Origin of the sequence: Actinoplanes regularis (genome assembly GCF_900188005.1) — a bacterium.
Lineage (GTDB): Bacteria > Actinomycetota > Actinomycetes > Mycobacteriales > Micromonosporaceae > Actinoplanes > Actinoplanes regularis.
The window spans coordinates 23,437-40,259 of record NZ_FZNR01000039.1 but is presented as its reverse complement, the minus strand read 5'-3'; the positions used below and the strand labels follow the sequence as shown (position 1 = coordinate 40,259).

Here is a 16,823-nt window from a genome sequence, read left to right as displayed (position 1 = left end):
GTGCCGATCGCGGCCGCGATCGGCGACCAGCAGGCGGCCCTGTTCGGACAGACCTGCTTCGAACCCGGCGACGCCAAATGCACCTACGGCACCGGGAACTTCGTCCTGCTCAACACCGGCACCACCCCGGTGCGCTCCACGCATGGGCTGCTCACCACGGTGGCCTACCGGTTCGGCGACGAGCCGCCGGTGTTCGCCCTGGAAGGCTCGGTGGCGGCGAGTGGCTCGGCGATCCAGTGGCTGCGCGACCAGCTCGGAATCCTGCCGTCCGCCGCCGACAGCGAGACGCTCGCCGCGCAGGTCGAGGACAGCGCCGGCGTGTGTTTCGTGCCGGCGTTCTCCGGACTGTTCGCGCCGTACTGGCGGCCGGACGCGCGGGCCGCGATCGTCGGCCTGTCCCGCTACCACACCGCGGCGCACCTGGCCCGGGCCACGCTCGAGGCGATCTGCTACCAGACCCGGGACGTGGTGGTGGCGATGGCCCAGGACTCCGGCACCGCACTGGACTGCCTCCAGGTGGACGGCGGGGTCACCGCCAACGCGCTCTGCATGCAGCTGCAGGCGGACATCCTCGGCGTGCCGGTGAGCCGTCCGGGGGTCGCCGAGACCACCGCGCTGGGCGCCGCGTACGCGGCCGGCCTCGCGGTCGGTTTCTGGAAGTCGCAGGACGAACTGCGCGCCAACCGGCACGAGGACCGGCGCTGGCAGCCGTCCTGGTCGGACGCCCGGCGCGCCGAAGGCACCACTCGCTGGCGCAAGGCCATCGATCGCACCCTCGACTGGGTCTGACCGGAAGGAAATCGATGAACACCGGAGTGATCTCCACGCGGTCGCGTGCGGCGGCGCTGGCCGCCATGGCGAACGGCAAGGAACTGGACGTGCTGGTCGTCGGCGCAGGCGTGGTCGGGGCCGGGGCGGCCCTGGACGCGGCCACCCGCGGACTGTCGGTAGGCCTGCTGGAGGCGCGGGACTTCGCCAGCGGCACGTCCAGCCGGTCCAGCAAACTGATCCACGGTGGCCTGCGCTACCTGGAGATGCTCGACTTCTCCCTGGTCCGCGAGGCGCTCAAGGAGCGGGGCCTGCTGATCCAGCGGCTCGCCCCGCACCTGGTGCGCCCGGTCTCGTTCCTCTACCCGCTGCAGCACCGGGCCTGGGAGCGGCTGTACGTCGGCGCGGGCATCGCCCTCTACGACACGCTCGCGCTCTCCGGCAGTTTCGGCGTGGGCCTGCCGCTGCACCGGCACCTGAGCCGGACCGAGGCGCTGCGCGCGTTTCCGTCGCTGCGGCCGGAGTCCCTGGTCGGCGCGATCCGCTACTACGACGCGCAGGTCGATGACGCCCGGCACACGATGTTCCTGGCGCGCACGGCCGCGGCCTACGGCGCCCACGTCGCCGCCCGCACCGAGGTGACCGGCTTCCTGCGGGAGGGCCGCCGGGTGGTCGGGGTCCGCGCCCGCGACGCCGAGACCGGCGCCGAGCTGGAGATCCGCGCCCGCACCGTGATCAACGCGACCGGGGTGTGGACCGGCGACAGCCAGGCGCTGCTCACCGGCGAGCAGGAGCAGTTCCAGGTCACCGCGAGCAAGGGCATCCACATCGTGGTGCCGCGCGAACGGATCGCCGGGAACACCGGGATGATCCTGCGGACCGCCACGAGCGTGCTCTTCGTCATCCCGTGGGACCGGCACTGGATCATCGGCACCACGGACACCGCGTGGGCCCTGGACAAGGCCCACCCGGCCGCCTCCCGCGCCGACGTCGACTACCTGCTCAACGAGGTGAACAAGACCCTGGCCACGCCGCTGACCAGCGAAGACGTGCAGGGCGTCTACGCCGGGCTGCGGCCGCTGCTGTCGGCGCGCTCGAACACCACCGCGAAGCTGTCCCGCGAGCACGCGGTCGGCACCCCGGCGCCCGGCATGGTCGTGGTGGCCGGCGGCAAGTACACGACATACCGGGTGATGGCGAAGGACGCGGTCGACGCGGCGGTCAAGGAGCTGCACGCCCGGGTACCGGCCTCGTGCACCGAGCAGATCCCGCTGCTCGGCGCGAACGGCTACCGGGCCGCGTGGAACCGGCGGGCGCTGCTCGCCCGTAACTCCGGCCTGTCGGTGGATCGGATCGAACACCTGCTCAAGCGGTACGGCACGCTCGCCGAGGAGGTGCTCGACCTGGTCGCGGCCGACCCGTCGCTGGGCGAGCCGCTCGACGGTGCCCCGGACTACCTGCGCGCCGAGGCCGTGTACGCGGTGACCCACGAGGGGGCGCGGCACCTGGAGGACGTACTGACCCGCCGTACCCGGATCTCCATCGAGACAGCGGACCGTGGCGTGGCCGCGGCCCGGACCACCGCCGGGTTGATCGCCGGACCGCTCGGCTGGGGCGCCGACGATCTCGAGCGGGAGCTTTCCCTGTACGAGGCCCGGGTGGTCGCCGAGCTCGCCGCCCAGGAGCAGCCGGACGACGCGAGCGCGGACGCCACCCGCCGCACGGCCGCCGACATCGCCCCGCTGGTGGCCGCGGCCTGATCCCCGGGCGTGGCCCCGTGACCCGGGGCCACCTCCGGCCGGATCCCTCCGGTGGCTGTCCGGAGGGATCAGAGCAGCGGGCCGCCGGTCTCCACGGGCTCAGAGGGGGAAGCACCGGGGACCGGCGGCCCGGACGGGGACGCCGTGGCGTCGACGTCCGGGAGGAGACTCCACGCGCTCACCCCGATCCGGCCGGTGCTGCCCAGGTCGAGACCACCGTCCGGCGCGACGACCTGCGACGGGCGGCCGGCCATCGGGGCGATGTCGAGGAACGCGACCGTCACCGGTCGCTGCCGGGTGTCGTCGTAAGTGTTGCGCCAGGCCACTGCAGTGCCGGCCCGCTGACCCGGCTTCAGAACCACGGGCTTGGGCGGGCCGTCCCACGGCAGCTCCGAGTGGACGATCTCGTTGACCCCGTGCAGGACCTTGACCTTCAACACCGCCCGGTCGTCGTCGAGGGACCGCACGACCGGGTAACCGTTCAGCCGGTAGGTCCGCGAACCGCAGTTGACCAGCTCCAGGCCGAGCACCCGCAGCCCCATCGCGGCGTCCCCCTCACCGGCCTCGAGCCGGACCCCGGACGGCGGGCACGGCGCGACAGTCGCCGACGGGACAGCGGACGGTGCCGGCTCCGACCGGGACGTCGGCAGCCCCGAGGCCGGTGGGGTCACCGGCTGAGCACAGCCTGCGAGCAGCGCCGCGAGGCCGGCCGGGACGGCGAAGCGGAGTACACGGGATCCGATCACCGGCCCATTCTGTCCGCCCGGGACAAGCGGTGGCGGCCGGGCTTCTCGCCCGGCCGCCCGCCTCGTCAGAGACGCCGCAGGATGCTCTCCATCGTGGTGATCTCGGCCTGCTGATCAGTGATGATCTTCTTGGCGAGGGCTGTGGCGTCCGGGTTCGAGCCCTTCGCCACTTCCTCCCGGGCCATCGTGACGGCGCCTTCGTGGTGGGCGATCATCATCGTGACGAACTGCTTGTCGAACGCCGCGCCCTTCGCGGCCATCAGCTTGGTCATGTCCGCGTCCGACATCATGCCGGGCATCGAGCCGTGCCCCATGGACTCGTGGGCCTCCACGCTCATGCTCGGCATCGATGCGGGCCTGCCCCAGGCGGTCAGCCAGGTCGTCATGGTGTCGATCTCGGGCTGCTGAGCGGCCTGGATTTTGCCGGCGAGGCTCTTCACCTCGCCGTCGGCGACACGCCCGTCGGCGAGCGCCGCCATCTGCACGGCCTGCTGGTGGTGGGGGATCATCGCTTGAACGAACGCCACGTCGACATCGTTGAACGAGCCCGTCGCGGAGGCGGCGGCCGACGGCACCGGGTCACCGTGGTTCATGCTCGAAGTCGGCGTCGAATGCGCGCCGCCGCAGGCCGACAGCAACAGGACCGTGGCGACGGTGGCGCCGGTCAGCATGAAATTTCGCATCATTACGGGTCAAAACCTTTCGACAGAAGACAAAGTTGGTACGCGCGAGCGCCTCGGCCGCGAGGAAGCGGCGAGAGCGGCGGGGCTATATGCGCAGTACCGCTGTCGAAGCGAGGGTCAGACCGGTCCGCGATCTCGGGGGCGCCCGGGGCCCACTGCGGCGGGCCATCGTCGCCGGCGCGACACCCGGACCACGGCGTGCCGCGAGCAACAGCGCCACCATCGCCAGGATGACGGCGGCCAGTGCCGTGAGGATGGCCGAGCAGACGCTCCACGCACCGTGCTGTCCGTGACCGTCACAGTGGCCGTCGGGGCAGGGATCGGCGATGAACGCCTCGACGGCCGGCGTCGCGGCCGCCGTCAGATTCGCCATCGCGGTGCCGGCGGTGGCGCCCTGCAACCCCGAGTGGCCCAGGGTGTGCATGAACGCCAGGCCGAGAACCGTGCTCAGCAACAACACCGTACGAGCGACACGCCCGATCGGTGGCAGGCGTCGCTCGGTCACGGGCACCACGGTAGCGCCCGGCGGACCGGCGCCTCTCCACCGGGCGACCACAACCAAGCTGCAACCGCGGATACAACCGGCCTGAACCCTCGGCTGCCGAAGGTGAACACTCCCACCCGGAATGAGGAGTTGTACATGCGGATTCGTCGTACTGCCGTCGCTGTCGCCATCGCCGCAGCGGTCACCGCTCCCTCCGTCACCGCCGGCGCGGTCGCGTACGCCCAGACGAGTTCCCCGTCCGCCACAGCTGTCACGAGCACGAAGGCGCACGGCAAGAAGCCCGCCAAGAAGCCGAAGAAGGTCAAGGTGGCCTTCACCGCGACCGGCACGGTCACCGCCGCCGACGCTACCGCGGGCACCGTCACGGTCGCGGTCAAGGGCGGCAGCAAAGACGTCAAGGGCAAGACGGTGACGATCGCCGTGCCGGCCAACGTACGGATCCTGCTCAACGGCAGGAAGGTCAAGGTGAGCGCCCTCGCGGCCGGTCAGAAGATCACCGTGCTGGGCACCCGGATCGACACCGCCTACACCGCGACGAAGATCCAGGCGTCCGGCAAGGGCAAGCCCAAGCCGTCCCCGACCCCCTCCGACACGCCGACCACGCCGGCGACCCCGAACCCGTCGCCGACCGAGGACCCGTCGCAGGACCCCACCGACAGCCCGTCGGGAGAGCCGACCGAGTCTCCGACCCCGGAGCCGTCCGAGACGCCGGACGCCTGACCGGTCCGGCCGCTTGCCGCCGATCCGCGGATGGGACATGCGCGCGGGGCTGCCGTCAGCCCCGCGCGCTCCCGAGCGGCCGTCCGGCGCGACGAGCCGCCGCCACCACGACGACGGCCGCGGCCACCAGCAGGCAAGTAGGCGACAGGCCGAGCGCGCCTATCGCTGGACCCAGTCCTGCGGCGCCTCGACGAGTTTGCAGCGGACCGCGTCGCAGATCAGCGAAGCGTCCCGGCCGAACGAGCCACTGAGATTCCAGTACTCGTCGCTGAGCGCTTCATCATCCGATTCGAGGCGGCCGATCAGGTCGGCGATTTCATCGAGCTCGAAGTAGGTGGCAGCCGCGCTGAACGCGGCGATCTGCTCTGCGGTGCAGGCGTCCAGCGGCCAGCCGGCGCCGTTCGCCATCGCACCGTTGTGGAACCACATCAGGTAGGCCAGGTGCACCATACCGACCGGCTCGTCCGGCAACGCCGCCCACGGCTCCAGGTCGATCGCACGCTCGACGATCGCTTCGACACGGTCACGGTCGAGGTATTCGCCCGGGCCCCAGCGCCAGTCCAAGGAATGCACCCAGTGGTAGTCCGCGCCGGGCGCGCGCAGGATCTCCAGACCACGCGCACGGGGCAGGACGTTCGTGCCGGACTCGACCAGGTGAAGATCCCGTCCGCGGATGTGCCGCTCGGCCCGGCAGTGGTCCGGGCCGCTGACCCACACCATCACACCGTCATGTTCGAAAACCGGTTTGGTCTCCGGATCGACCGCGAAGTAGGTCGCCTCGAGAGCCGCCGGATCGATGACACGCTGCCGTTCGACAGCCTTGTACAACCGCAGTCTGATCACGCCCTCGATTGTGCGGGCATGGTCCCCACGGCGGTCAGACCGCCGCCGGAGGCCAGGGCGCTGTCAGAATCGTGGTGTGGTTGACCTTCCTGGATACAACGATCGCGGCCCGACGACCCGGACGGACCAGGTCTTGCGCGCAACGGCTCGGAACTGCTGGATCGCGCGGGCTTCTGGGCAGCACCCGCAATCCCGCGAGCCCCATTCGTACCGTTGCGTCGGCACATTCGGAGACCCCGACCAGCACTACTCCACTATGGACTCAGATCCGTGACAGGCGATCACGCCGCGCGGATGACCGCGACCGCGGTGTGCGGGTCCGGGACGGTGATCGTCACGCTGCGACCGGTGCGCAGGGTCAGCCGCAGAGCCGGCCCGGTCCGTACCGTGAAGTAGGTGTGGCGAGGTGTCCACCAGAAACCGAGAGACAGGCGCCAGAGCGAAGGCGTCAAGTCGGTCACCTCGGCGTGCTCGATCTCTTCCAGGCGGTAGGTACGGCGTGGCCATCCGAGCATCCCGCAGTGGACCGACACCCCGTTGGGTCCCGCCGCCGTCCTGACGCTCAGTCCGGTCAGCACGTTGATGAGCACGACGACAGCGGCCGCCAGCAGCGGGATCGCGGGGCCGGCCGGGTCGAGCCAGCCGCCGCGCGACAGGCTTCCCAGAGGCAGCAGCGGCACCGTCAGGGCGGCACTGAGAGCCGCGACCAGCGGCCAGTTCGTCGCGCGGCCGGTGTAGATCGAGTATCGGCCTGGGCCGAAGGGTGCGGATGCCGTCATCGGGGCACGATCCTCTCGAGGTGTCACGTCAGTCTCTCGATGAGACGAATCAGGTCGTGGCGTCCGAGGCCGTGCCGACGGGCGACAGCCACGAGCGTCTGGGCCGCCTCGGTGACCGGGGCCGGCTCCGTGACGGCGGACGCGACTCGCGCCCCGCGACCCCGGCGAAACTCCAGCACGCCGTCGTCGCGTAAGCGGCGGTAGGCGGCCAGAACCGTATTGCGGTCGACCGACAACGCCGCCGCCAGCTCAGCCGCCGGCGGCAACTGCTCGCCGACGGCGAGCTCACCCGAGGCCACGCCTTGGCGGACACACGCCACGATCTGGAGTGGCAGCGGCTCCCGCGAGGAATGATCAACCGTCCATCTCATAGTGCTAGCATTATTAGCACCATTTTCCCGGTCGTCAACCGCTTGGAACCGCACCGGGCAATCCGCGGCCGGATTCATCGTCGTGACCATCGGCTGTCCGGGTTGCCGATGTGGAGCGGGCCGGCCGCCCGCTCCACAGACCGGCACCGTCGAGATCAGGACGTGAAGAGGACGTCGTCCACGAGGTAGTTGTCACCCGTCGACGGGGTGCCGTTGCTGGCGAACTTGTAGGCGGACAGCGACGCCGGCTTGGTCATGTACGGCAGGCCGGTCGCGACCGTCGTCCCGTTGAGCGAGACCGCCGCCGTCGACGTGCCGGCCGTTACCTTGATCGTCGACCAGGCGTTCACCGGCACCGCTCCCTGCGCGGTGAGCTGCACCCACGCGCTGCCGGTGTAACGGGAGATCTCCCCGTGCGCGCCGACCGCGAAGTGGTACGCCGTCACCGTGTTCCCGGCGGCGTCCTTGCCCAGCACGTCGAAGAGGAATCCGACCAGGCTGATCGGCTTGAGCCGGAATTCGAACGTCTTGCCGGCGCTGGTCGTGCCGTTCCAGGTGACCTGCGAGATCGCCTCGGTGTTGTTGTCGACGATCCGCAGCGCCGACGCGCTGTCGTTGTCGTCAAGCTCCGTGGTGCGCGTGGTCTGCCAGGCCGTCGTGATGTTGGTGAAACCGCGCGGACGGTTGTTGACCGGGTCGTTCTCGAACGAGTTGATCGACGAGTAGAGCTCCAGCTCGTTCAGGAACGCGCAGCTCGTGCCGAGCCCGTCGTCGCAGTCGCTGCCGGCGTCGAGCTCGACCTTGACGTACCGGGCGTTGACCGGCGTGCCCAGGGTGACGTACTCCATGGCCAGGTGGGTGCGGTCGGTCAGGGTCGCGAGCGGGGCGCCCCAGGTCACGCCGTCGGTGGACGCGTAGACCCGGCCGCCGGCCTGCCGGCCGTTGCGCAACGCGATGCCGATCTTGGTGAGCGGGTAGGTACGGTCCAGGTTCAGCGTGTACGTACCGGCACCCCCCGCCTTCACGGCGCTGGACCAGTACTCCGTGCTGCCGTCGAAGGCCCCGTCGACCCGGGCCCGGGGGTGCCCGGCCACCGCGGTCGTCAGGTCGGTGTCCACCGTGATCACGTGCTTGCGGTACTTGGTCGCCAGGTCGATGCGCCCCACGTCCGGGGTGAGCACGTCGATCCAGCGCTTCCAGATCTCGGTCTCCTTCTTGACCGTGAAGCCACTGTCGGCGCTCGGGCAGGACCAGGTCGTCTCGCACGTGTCACCGATGACGACGGCCCGGTTGGCGGTGAGGTAGTCGATCGCGCCGTACCCCGTCGAGCCGTGGGTCCGGTTGCCGGCGGTCGGGCAGTTGCGGTAGGTCAGCTGACCGACCCAGCCGGTGCCCTCGCCGTTGGTGGAGATCGCCACCCAGTTGTCCGGGCGGCCGCTGCGCAGCACCAGGATGCCGTTCGGCATCAGCTTCAGGTCCGGGGAGACCGCGGTGAGCGCGCCGGTGGTGTCGTTGATCGGGTCGTAGCCGTTCGGGAACGACACGCTCAGGTTCTGCGGGGCTGTCCAGGTGACCCCGTTGTCGGTCGACGTGCTCCAGGCCGGGGTGCCAAGCGCGGTCAGCTTGCCCGCGCTGTCCGGCACCTGGTGCCGCATCACCGCGATCAGCTTTCCGCTCGGCAGCTGCGCGATTCCGGTTTCGTTGTACGAGTTGGTGGCGTTGCCGTTGGCGATGACGGCACGCCGGCTGAAGGTCTGCCCACCGTCCGTGCTGGCCTCCAGTTGGACGCCGCTGTTCGAGCCGTCGGCGGTGGACCAGTACATGGTGACCACGATGGTGCCGTCGGCCAGTTCCAGCGGCACGCCGGCGACCCGCGTCCAGGCCAGGTTGGCGACGAGGCCGAAGGTCGACGGCGACGCGGTCCAGGTGGCGCCGTCGTCGGTGGAGCGATATGCGGTGTACGTGGTCGCGGTGCCCCCGCCGACCCCGTCGGCCGCCTTGAAGGAGTAGCTGAGCAGGGTGCCGCCGCGCAGCCGGATCGCGCCGTTCGTCGGCGGCACCGAGTCCACGGTGTAGGTCGAGGCCGGCCAGCTCGTACCGCCGTCGACCGACAGCACCTGCCCGCTGCGGGACGGCGCGGTCGCCGTGTCGGCGCCCTCGGAGAACCGTGCGTACTGCTTGCGGATCGGCGTGCCGTCCTCGGTGACCGAGTCGGCGCTGATCAGACTCGGGAACGCCGCCTGCCGCAACGCGCCGGCGGTGTCGCCGGGCGGGTTCCAGACCGGCCCGACCTCTGTCCATCCGCCGATGTTGAGCGCGTAGCCGGTGGCCGACGGCCCGGAGGAGTTGACCGGCGAGCCGGTGACGGCGGTGGCGCAGGCCGGATCGTTGGTCGGGGCCGCCGACGCCGGCGCCGCACCGAAGCCTGCCACCAGCAGCGTGGTTACGGCCGCGGCCGCGGCATGAGCCCTGACTGGGCGTCTCATGAATTCTCCCCGTGTCGCCGAATGATCGAACGGGGATGATAGACAAGATCGATGGCCGTCGAGTGAACGCCGGCCGTCGCGCGCGACGGCACGTGAGGCCGGCAGGCCCCGCCTCACGTGCCGCCCTGGTTCGTGTTCAGGCCAGGAAGCCGCCGTAGGGGCCGGCCAGGATGGCGTTCTTCTGGGCCTGGCTGAAGTGCGTGTTCGGGTAGTCGTAGAACGAGGCGGACATCGGGGTGCCGTCGGTCGAGGTGGAGTCGGGCAGGCCGAAGGCGTGCCCGAGCTCGTGGACCATGCCGCCGTACCAGCGGTTCATCGGCCCGTTGACGCCGGCCGCGCCGTCCGCGTCGTGGCCGCTGAGCACCACCCAGCCGGTGCTGGCGCCGCCGCCGGACTGGTTGGTCTCCTCGGCACTGATCTCGCCCACGCACAGCCACCGGCTGTCCGGGTTGGCGATGCCGAACCGGCGCATCAGCTCCTGGTGCATGTTCCCGACCACGCACCAGTAGTGGTCGCCGCCGGTGCAGTTGGTGGTGATGTACCAGTTCCGATCGTGCTCGCCGTTGACGACCTCGACGACGGTGTTGTTGAGCGTGAACGTCTTGCCGAGCTCCTGCCGGTAGTAGCGCTGGGCTTCGCGCATGACGGCGGCGATCCCGTCGGGATAGCGCTGGTCGTAGGTGACGTCGGTCGGTTTGAGCCAGAAGACCCGGACCGTTCGGGTCGCCGGCGACCCGGTGGGTGTCGGCGTGGGACTGGTCGTCGGAGTGGCTGTGGGGCTGGTCGTGGGGGTGACCGTGCCGGTGCAGGTGACGCCGTTCAGCGTGAAGGCGGTGGGTACCGGGTTGCCGCCGGTCCAGGATCCGTTGAAGCCGAACGAGGTGCTCGCGCCGGTGGCGAGGGTGCCGTTGTAGGAGACGTTGACGGCGGTGACCGCGGCGCCGCTCTGGGTCACGGTGGCGTTCCACGCCTGGGTGACGGCCTGTCCCGCGCCGAACGACCAGCGCAGCGTCCACCCGGAGATCGGGTCGCCGAGGTTGGTGACGGCCACGTTCGCCCCGAAACCGCCGGACCACTGCGAACTGATCGTGTACGACACCTGGCAGCCGGCCGCGGCGGCGCTGGCGCTCTGCGCGGTGACTGCCATCGTGGTGCCGAGGGTGGCTACGGCGGCGACCGCCACCAGGACTCGGGTACGCATCGTCTCCTCCAGCGTCACAAGATTGAAATATGTCTATCAATATGCGCGCCGAAAACGTTTTCGGGAAGGGTGCACGAACGGGCGGCTTCGTCTTCGCGACACATCCCCCGCCTGAACGGCTCCGCGCTGATCTCCTTCGGCATCAAGCCGGTCGGCATCTACACCGACGAGCCGGTGAAGACCGACCCGAACCTCAAGGACCTCGACCTGACCGGGATCACCGTCCTCGGCGAGGAATGGGGAAAGATCGACGTCGAGAAGGCGGCCTCGCTCGCGCCGGACCTGATCGTCGGCGACTGGTGGCCGGCCGAGAAGGCGTACAGCGGCCTCGAAGAGGGTGTCGACGAGAAGAGCAAGAAGCTCAAAGAGCTCGCGCCGATCGTCGGCATCAGCCAGGGCGAGTCCATCGTCGACCTCGCTGAGGGCTACGAGAATCTCGCGAAGAGCCTGGGCGCCAAGGTGGACGACCCGAAGGTCGCCGCGAACAAGCAGCGTTTCGAGGCTGCCGTGACCGCGTTCAAGACGGCGACCGCGGCCAAGCCCGGTCTGACCGCCGCCGCGATGGCGCCGAGCGACGAGAACCTGTCGATCGCCAATCCGAAATACGCCCCCGAACTGCTCGACTTCCAGCGGTGGGGGCTCAAGGTGATCAACCCGGAGCGTCCCGACCCCAGTTTCCCGTACTGGGAGACGATCAGCTGGGAGAACGCCGACAAGTACCAGCCCGACCTGATCCTGTGGGACAGCCGCGTCTTCACACCCACGGTCAACGCCGAGTACGGCAAGAAGCAGCCCACCTGGTTCAAGGTCAAGGCGGCCAAGGCCGGCGCCGCCGTGTCCTGGCCGGGATATTGGCTGCACACCTACGGTGACTTCGCCGTCGAGCTGGAGAAGCTCACCACGGCGATCAGCGCGGCCGATGAGAACGTCGGCAACTGATCACCCTCGGATGACCACCACCAGCACCGTCGCGGCACGGCGGGCCTCCGGGCTTGTCGTGCTGTGCGCACTGCTCGCCGTCGCCGCGTTCCTCAGCATCGCCCAGGGCTCCCGGTCGATCGACCTGTCCGAGGTGCTGCGTGCGCTGGGCAGCCTCGGCGGGGACGGGACGATCAACAGCACCGTCACCGTCGAGTTACGCGTCCCCCGTACCCTGCTCGGCATCCTCGTCGGCGCGGCCCTCGGCGTCGCCGGCGCCATCCTGCAGGGCGTCACTCGCAATCCCCTGGCCGACGCCGGCATCATGGGCATCAACTCCGGCGCGGCGGCGTCCGTCGTGTTCGCCATCACCGTGCTCGGCATCCACGGCGTCGAGTTCTACGTCTGGTTCGCGTTCGCCGGGGCGATCGGCGCGACCGTCCTGGTCTACTCGATCGCGTCGATGGGCCGCGAGGGCGCCACCCCGGTAAAGCTCGCCCTGGCCGGCGCGGCCGTCACCGCCGGGTTCGGCTCGCTGACCTCGGCGATCGTGATGACCGACATCGACGCCCTCAACGAGCTGCGGTTCTGGCAGGTCGGCTCGCTCGCCGGACGCTACGCCCCGATCCTGATCGGCGTCGCCCCGTTCCTGCTGGCCGGTCTGGCCGTGTCGCTGGGTTGCGGCCGCGCTCTCAACGGGCTCGCTCTCGGCGAGGACCTGGCCCGCGGCCTCGGCCAGCGGGTGGCGCTGACCCGCGCCGCCGCGTTCGGCGTCGTGGCGCTGCTGGCCGGCGCCGCCACGGCCGCCTGCGGGCCGATCGTCTTCATCGGACTGGTCGTGCCGCACCTGGCCCGTTTCCTCTGCGGACCCGACTACCGCTGGATCCTGCCGTACTCGATGCTGCTCGCCCCGATCGTGCTGCTGCTCGCCGACGTGCTCGGCCGGGTCGCCGGCGCGCCCGGCGAACTGCAGGTCGGCGTGGTGCTCGCCGTACTGTGCGCGCCGGTGTTCGTGGGCATCGTTCGCTACGCCCGGCTCGCGGAGGTAGGACCATGACAGTCGCGACGCTGACCGCCCTGCGCGTCGACCGCCGCCGCCGCACCGTTCGCTCCGTCGGCGTGACGACCGCACTGGCCTGCACCGTCGCCGCGCTGTTCGTACTCACCATGATGGTCGGCAGCTATCGGCTCTCCGCCGGTCAGGTCATCGCCTCGGTCCTGCACCTGACCGACAACCCGAGCGTCGATTTCGTCGTGCGCGGGCTGCGGCTGCCCACCGCTCTGGCCGCCCTCGCGGTCGGCCTCGCCCTCGGCGCCTCCGGCACGATCTTCCAGCAGTTGCTGCGCAACCCGCTCGCCTCCCCCGACTTCGTCGGTGTCACCTCGGGTGCCAGCCTCGCCGCTGTCAGCGGCATCGTCCTCCTGCACGCGGCCGGGCTCGCCGTCTGCGCGTACGCCCTCGGCGGCGCTCTGCTGGCGGCCCTGCTGATGTACGTGCTCGCCTGGCGCGACGGGGTCAGCGGCTACCGGTTCATCCTGATCGGCATCGGGGTCGCCGCCTTCCTCGACGGCCTGATCGGGTACGTGCTCAGCCGGGCCCGGCTCACCGAGGCGCGCCAGGCGATGCACTGGCTCACCGGCTCGGTCGGTCAGGCCAGCGACACCGAACTGCGATTCCTCCTGTACGCACTACTGGTCCTGCTCCCCGCCGCCGTACTGCTGCAACGCCAGCTACGCGCCCTGGAGCTCGGCGACGACAGCGCCCGGGCGCTGGGCGTCCGAACCGAACTCAGCCGAGCCTCGCTGCTGGCGATCGCCGTCCTGCTGGTCGCCCTCGCCGTCGCGGTGGCCGGCCCGATCGTCTTCGTGGCGCTGATCGCCGGCCCGGTCGCCAACCGGCTGCTCGGCCCGGCCGCCGGCGGCATCGCCGCGGCCGCGCTGACCGGGGCCGCGCTACTGCTCACCGCCGACCTCGTCGCCGTGCACCTGCTACCGGTGCCGCTGCCCACCGGCGTGGTCACCGGCGCGGTCGGCGCACCGTACCTGCTGTGGCTGCTCGCCACCACGAACCGGCAAGGAGTAGGCGGATGACCCGGCTGAACGCGCAGGGCCTGTCCCTCGGATACGACGACCGGACGATCGTCACGGACCTCTCCGTCGACATCCCCGACGGCAAGGTGACCGCCATCGTCGGCGCCAACGCCTGCGGCAAGTCCACCCTGCTGCGCGGCCTGGCCCGGCTGCTCAAACCCCGCGCCGGGGCCGTGCACCTCGACGGCGTCCCCCTGGGCGGGATGAGCACCGTGGACGTCGCCAAGGTGCTCGGTCTGCTCCCCCAGTCCCCGGTCGCGCCCGACGGCGTCACCGTCGCGGATCTGGTCTCCCGCGGGCGCTACCCGCACCAGGGCTGGTTCCGTCGCTGGACCGATTCTGATCACGAGGCGGTCGCCAAGGCGCTCGAGGCGACCGGCACCGCCGAGCTGGCGAACCGTCCGCTGCAACAGCTCTCCGGCGGCCAGCGGCAACGCGTCTGGGTGGCGATGGCCCTGGCCCAGGACACCGACCTGCTGCTGCTCGACGAGCCCACCACGTTCCTGGACATCAACCACCAGGTCGAGCTGCTGAGACTGCTGCGCCGGCTGAACCAGGAGTCGGGCAGGACGATCGTGGCGGTGCTGCACGACCTCAACCTGGCCAGCCGCTTCTGCGATCACATCATCGCGATGGCCGACGGCAGCATCATCGCCGAAGGCCCGCCCGTCGACGTGATCACCGCCGAGCTGGTGGCGAAGGTGTTCGGCCTGGCCTGCGTCATCGTGCCGGATCCGGTCGCGGGCACCCCGATCGTGGTGCCCGCCTGAGCAGGACGGTCAGGGCCGGGGAGCGGACACGAGCAGGATGCGGTCGTCGCCGACGATGAGGACACGGCCGTCGTCCGCGACGGCCAGCACGTCGCGGCCGCTCACCGTGTCCCGGTAGTCCAGGGTCTGGCGGCTGCAGCGCTCCTGGTCGCACCGCCACAGCACCTGCTGCCAGTACTCGGGCTCCGCCGGCCCGGCCGAGGTGCTGATCGTCACGTGCGGTCCCGGCGGCGGGGTCGCTTCGGCGGCGGTCACGTACACCTGGGCTCCCGCTGCCGTCACCGCTGCCGACGTCGGGAAGATCTCGCCGCTCTCCAGTGGCAGCGTCCGCTCGCCGATGCGCAGCTGGCCGGGCGCGAAGGTGACGGCCGGCCCGGTGAGGCTGGTGGGAGCGGCCCAGCGCGTGTCCCCCTGCCCGGTGAAGGTCGACGACGCCCGTGGGTTCGCGCAGGTCACGGGGTCACACGTGACCAGGTTGGCGGTCAGGCCGGTGCGGACGGCCAGGATCGGGCGGCCGTCGGAGCCGATCGACAGGCTGGACCGGGGGCCGGTGACGGCATCGCCGGGAAGGCGTTCGACCGTACCGGCGCGATGCCGTTCCGGCTTGGCGCAGGGGGCGTCCGGGCATCGGATGAGGGTGATCGCGAAGTTCGCCTCGCCCGGCTTCTCGTTCTCCGAGGCGAGCGCCAGCCCGAACCAGATGGACTGGTCGGGAGCGACCGCGACGGCCAGCTCCGGCCAGCCGAAGGTCTCCTTGGCCGAGGCGCGGACCGGCACCCACGCCTCCTGACACCCGTCCCGGGTGCAGCGCGCGAAGTCGACGAACGGGCCACCGTTGTCCAGGCCACCGGTCAGCACGGCCTTGACGACAGCGGTGCCGTCCGCGCTGATCGCGGCCGCACCGTAGTCGTCCATCACGCCCGGCCCGTGGTCCTGGCTGACGTACCGTTCGCACGCGTCGTCGTCACAGAATCGGGCGCCGAAGGTGGCCGCGATGACCGGGTGCTTACCGGTGGGCCAGACCACGGCGACCGCGCCACCGGGTGCGTCGCCGTTCGACCGTACGGTCGGCGCCCGGAACGGGTTCACGGCAGCGACCGCGGCCGGCGTCAGCAGCGCCAGCACCGTCGCCGCCGCGGCGGCCCAGGGCCGGCGCACCGGGTCACCGGACAGTTCGGCCAGGCCGGCGTCGACCGCCGACGGGTCCACGGCCGTCTGCCCCCACTCCCCCAGCTCGTCGCGTCGCAGCAGGTAGGTGTGGGTCAGGACGCCGGCCTGCGCCGCGACCAGCGCGGTGACCAGCACCGCGCCGATCACCCGGGTCACCACCGGATGGAGCAGGCCGTTGCCGAGCGGCGCGTCGAACATCCAGGCCAGCCCCGCCGGGACGACCAGGCCACCCAGTACGAAAGCGCCGGCGGTGCCGGCCACCCGCCCGGTGGTCACGGCCCAGACGAACCCGCCGAACTGACGCGCGAGCAGACCGATCAGCAGGCGGGCCGCCAGCACGGCCGCGACCGCGAACACGCCGAAGACCATGATCAGGCCCGGCATCCCCGTCGCGAGGCCCACGACCATCCGCAACACCAGGATCGTGCCGGCCGCCACCGCGCACAGGGCGACGGCGAACACCGGAAGGCGCTTCACCGCGGCCCAGATCGCCGCCCCGGGGCGGACCGCGTGGCCGCGTGCCGCGCCGGTCGCGACCAGCACCGCCGCGACCAGCCCTACCAACCAGAACACGACGACCAGCGCTGTCCTCACCACGGACAGGCGCTCATCGCCGTGCACGACTGGAGCCCCGTTGATGATCACCGTCTGGTCCCGGCCCAGCGACACGTCCAGCAGGAACAGCACCAGCAACGCCACCGCCAGGACCGGCAACAGGACTGCCAGCAACTGCCGCCGATGGGTTCGGGCCAGCTGGTACCCGACCAGGGCGTTGCCGATCAGTCCGAGCGACGCGGATGGTGAGGAGGACACCGCGGGACAGTAACGAATCCGATTCACGATGAAATCCCCTGATCAGCCGGGGATGTCCCGCGACACGGAGGCTTGTGCCCAGGTTGGGTGAGCCGTCCGAGTTCCAGCTGATCTTCTGCGCCCGGGTGGTGCCGCACTCCTGAATCGCCGACAAAGTGTCGGTGTTCTGACCGAAGAGACGCTCGCCCGGGTCTTCCGA

Annotated in this window: 16 protein-coding genes; 7 read left to right on the top strand and 9 right to left on the bottom strand. The window is 70.8% G+C overall.

What is annotated here, in order from left to right:
* Together CHC09_RS43570 and CHC09_RS43565 are read left to right on the top strand one after the other, a co-directional pair.
* The coding region (locus tag CHC09_RS43570) for an FGGY family carbohydrate kinase (protein ID WP_244911633.1) at window positions 1-789 on the top strand (789 nt) is incomplete at its 5' end.
* 14 nt (window positions 790-803) lie between these two features.
* The gene (locus CHC09_RS43565) at window positions 804-2,528 is read left to right on the top strand and encodes a glycerol-3-phosphate dehydrogenase/oxidase (RefSeq protein WP_089299144.1); all 1,725 of its coding nucleotides are present in this window, start codon (window positions 804-806) and stop codon (window positions 2,526-2,528) included.
* Window positions 2,529-2,596: 68 nt separating this feature from the next.
* On the opposite strand, the gene CHC09_RS43560 is transcribed toward CHC09_RS43565, so the two are convergent.
* From CHC09_RS43560 to CHC09_RS43550, 3 genes are all read right to left on the bottom strand, one after another.
* Complete coding sequence (locus CHC09_RS43560) at window positions 2,597-3,274, bottom strand: DUF4232 domain-containing protein (RefSeq protein WP_179277547.1); 678 nt, start codon at window positions 3,272-3,274, stop codon at window positions 2,597-2,599.
* A gap of 65 nt (window positions 3,275-3,339) precedes the next feature.
* Window positions 3,340-3,960, bottom strand: coding sequence for a DUF305 domain-containing protein (locus CHC09_RS43555; RefSeq protein WP_089299142.1), 621 nt, complete (start codon window positions 3,958-3,960; stop codon window positions 3,340-3,342).
* Between the two features lie 82 nt (window positions 3,961-4,042).
* Complete coding sequence (locus CHC09_RS43550) at window positions 4,043-4,462, bottom strand: DUF6153 family protein (protein ID WP_089299141.1); 420 nt, start codon at window positions 4,460-4,462, stop codon at window positions 4,043-4,045.
* 135 nt (window positions 4,463-4,597) lie between these two features.
* Here CHC09_RS43550 and CHC09_RS43545 point away from each other — a divergent pair, with 135 nt between their 5' ends.
* On the top strand, window positions 4,598-5,182 hold the full coding sequence (locus tag CHC09_RS43545; RefSeq protein WP_089299140.1) for a hypothetical protein: 585 nt from the start codon (window positions 4,598-4,600) through the stop codon (window positions 5,180-5,182).
* Between the two features lie 159 nt (window positions 5,183-5,341).
* Here the strand turns inward: CHC09_RS43545 and CHC09_RS43540 are convergent, their stop codons facing one another.
* From CHC09_RS43540 to CHC09_RS43520, 5 genes are all read right to left on the bottom strand, one after another.
* Window positions 5,342-6,025 (bottom strand): hypothetical protein, encoded by a 684-nt coding sequence (locus tag CHC09_RS43540; RefSeq protein ID WP_089299139.1) that lies wholly within the window; start codon window positions 6,023-6,025, stop codon window positions 5,342-5,344.
* Window positions 6,026-6,306: 281 nt separating this feature from the next.
* Window positions 6,307-6,804 (bottom strand): hypothetical protein, encoded by a 498-nt coding sequence (locus CHC09_RS43535; protein WP_089299138.1) that lies wholly within the window; start codon window positions 6,802-6,804, stop codon window positions 6,307-6,309.
* Between the two features lie 23 nt (window positions 6,805-6,827).
* The gene (locus tag CHC09_RS43530; RefSeq protein WP_203833446.1) at window positions 6,828-7,175 is read right to left on the bottom strand and encodes a GntR family transcriptional regulator; all 348 of its coding nucleotides are present in this window, start codon (window positions 7,173-7,175) and stop codon (window positions 6,828-6,830) included.
* A gap of 155 nt (window positions 7,176-7,330) precedes the next feature.
* The gene (locus CHC09_RS43525) at window positions 7,331-9,661 is read right to left on the bottom strand and encodes an exo-alpha-sialidase (protein ID WP_143232926.1); all 2,331 of its coding nucleotides are present in this window, start codon (window positions 9,659-9,661) and stop codon (window positions 7,331-7,333) included.
* Between the two features lie 136 nt (window positions 9,662-9,797).
* Window positions 9,798-10,862 carry a cellulose binding domain-containing protein gene (locus CHC09_RS43520; RefSeq protein ID WP_089299149.1) on the bottom strand — a complete coding sequence of 355 codons (1,065 nt, stop codon included), beginning with the start codon at window positions 10,860-10,862 and terminating at the stop codon, window positions 9,798-9,800.
* Between the two features lie 69 nt (window positions 10,863-10,931).
* On the opposite strand from CHC09_RS43520, the gene CHC09_RS43515 reads away from it, so the two are divergent.
* From CHC09_RS43515 to CHC09_RS43500, 4 genes are read left to right on the top strand one after another with little or no spacing between them, the layout of a single operon-like run.
* The gene (locus CHC09_RS43515) at window positions 10,932-11,801 is read left to right on the top strand and encodes an ABC transporter substrate-binding protein (protein WP_179277546.1); all 870 of its coding nucleotides are present in this window, start codon (window positions 10,932-10,934) and stop codon (window positions 11,799-11,801) included.
* A gap of 10 nt (window positions 11,802-11,811) precedes the next feature.
* Window positions 11,812-12,837 carry a FecCD family ABC transporter permease gene (locus CHC09_RS43510; protein WP_203833447.1) on the top strand — a complete coding sequence of 342 codons (1,026 nt, stop codon included), beginning with the start codon at window positions 11,812-11,814 and terminating at the stop codon, window positions 12,835-12,837.
* Window positions 12,834-13,871, top strand: coding sequence for a FecCD family ABC transporter permease (locus tag CHC09_RS43505; protein WP_089299134.1), 1,038 nt, complete (start codon window positions 12,834-12,836; stop codon window positions 13,869-13,871). Before CHC09_RS43510 ends, CHC09_RS43505 begins: the two co-directional genes overlap by 4 nt.
* A complete protein-coding gene (locus CHC09_RS43500; RefSeq protein WP_089299133.1) occupies window positions 13,868-14,641 on the top strand; it encodes an ABC transporter ATP-binding protein in 774 nt (257 codons plus the stop codon). Before CHC09_RS43505 ends, CHC09_RS43500 begins: the two co-directional genes overlap by 4 nt.
* Before the next feature lie 9 nt (window positions 14,642-14,650).
* Here CHC09_RS43500 and CHC09_RS43495 read toward each other — a convergent pair whose 3' ends face one another.
* Complete coding sequence (locus CHC09_RS43495; protein WP_089299132.1) at window positions 14,651-16,624, bottom strand: hypothetical protein; 1,974 nt, start codon at window positions 16,622-16,624, stop codon at window positions 14,651-14,653.
* Window positions 16,625-16,823: the final 199 nt, after the last annotated feature.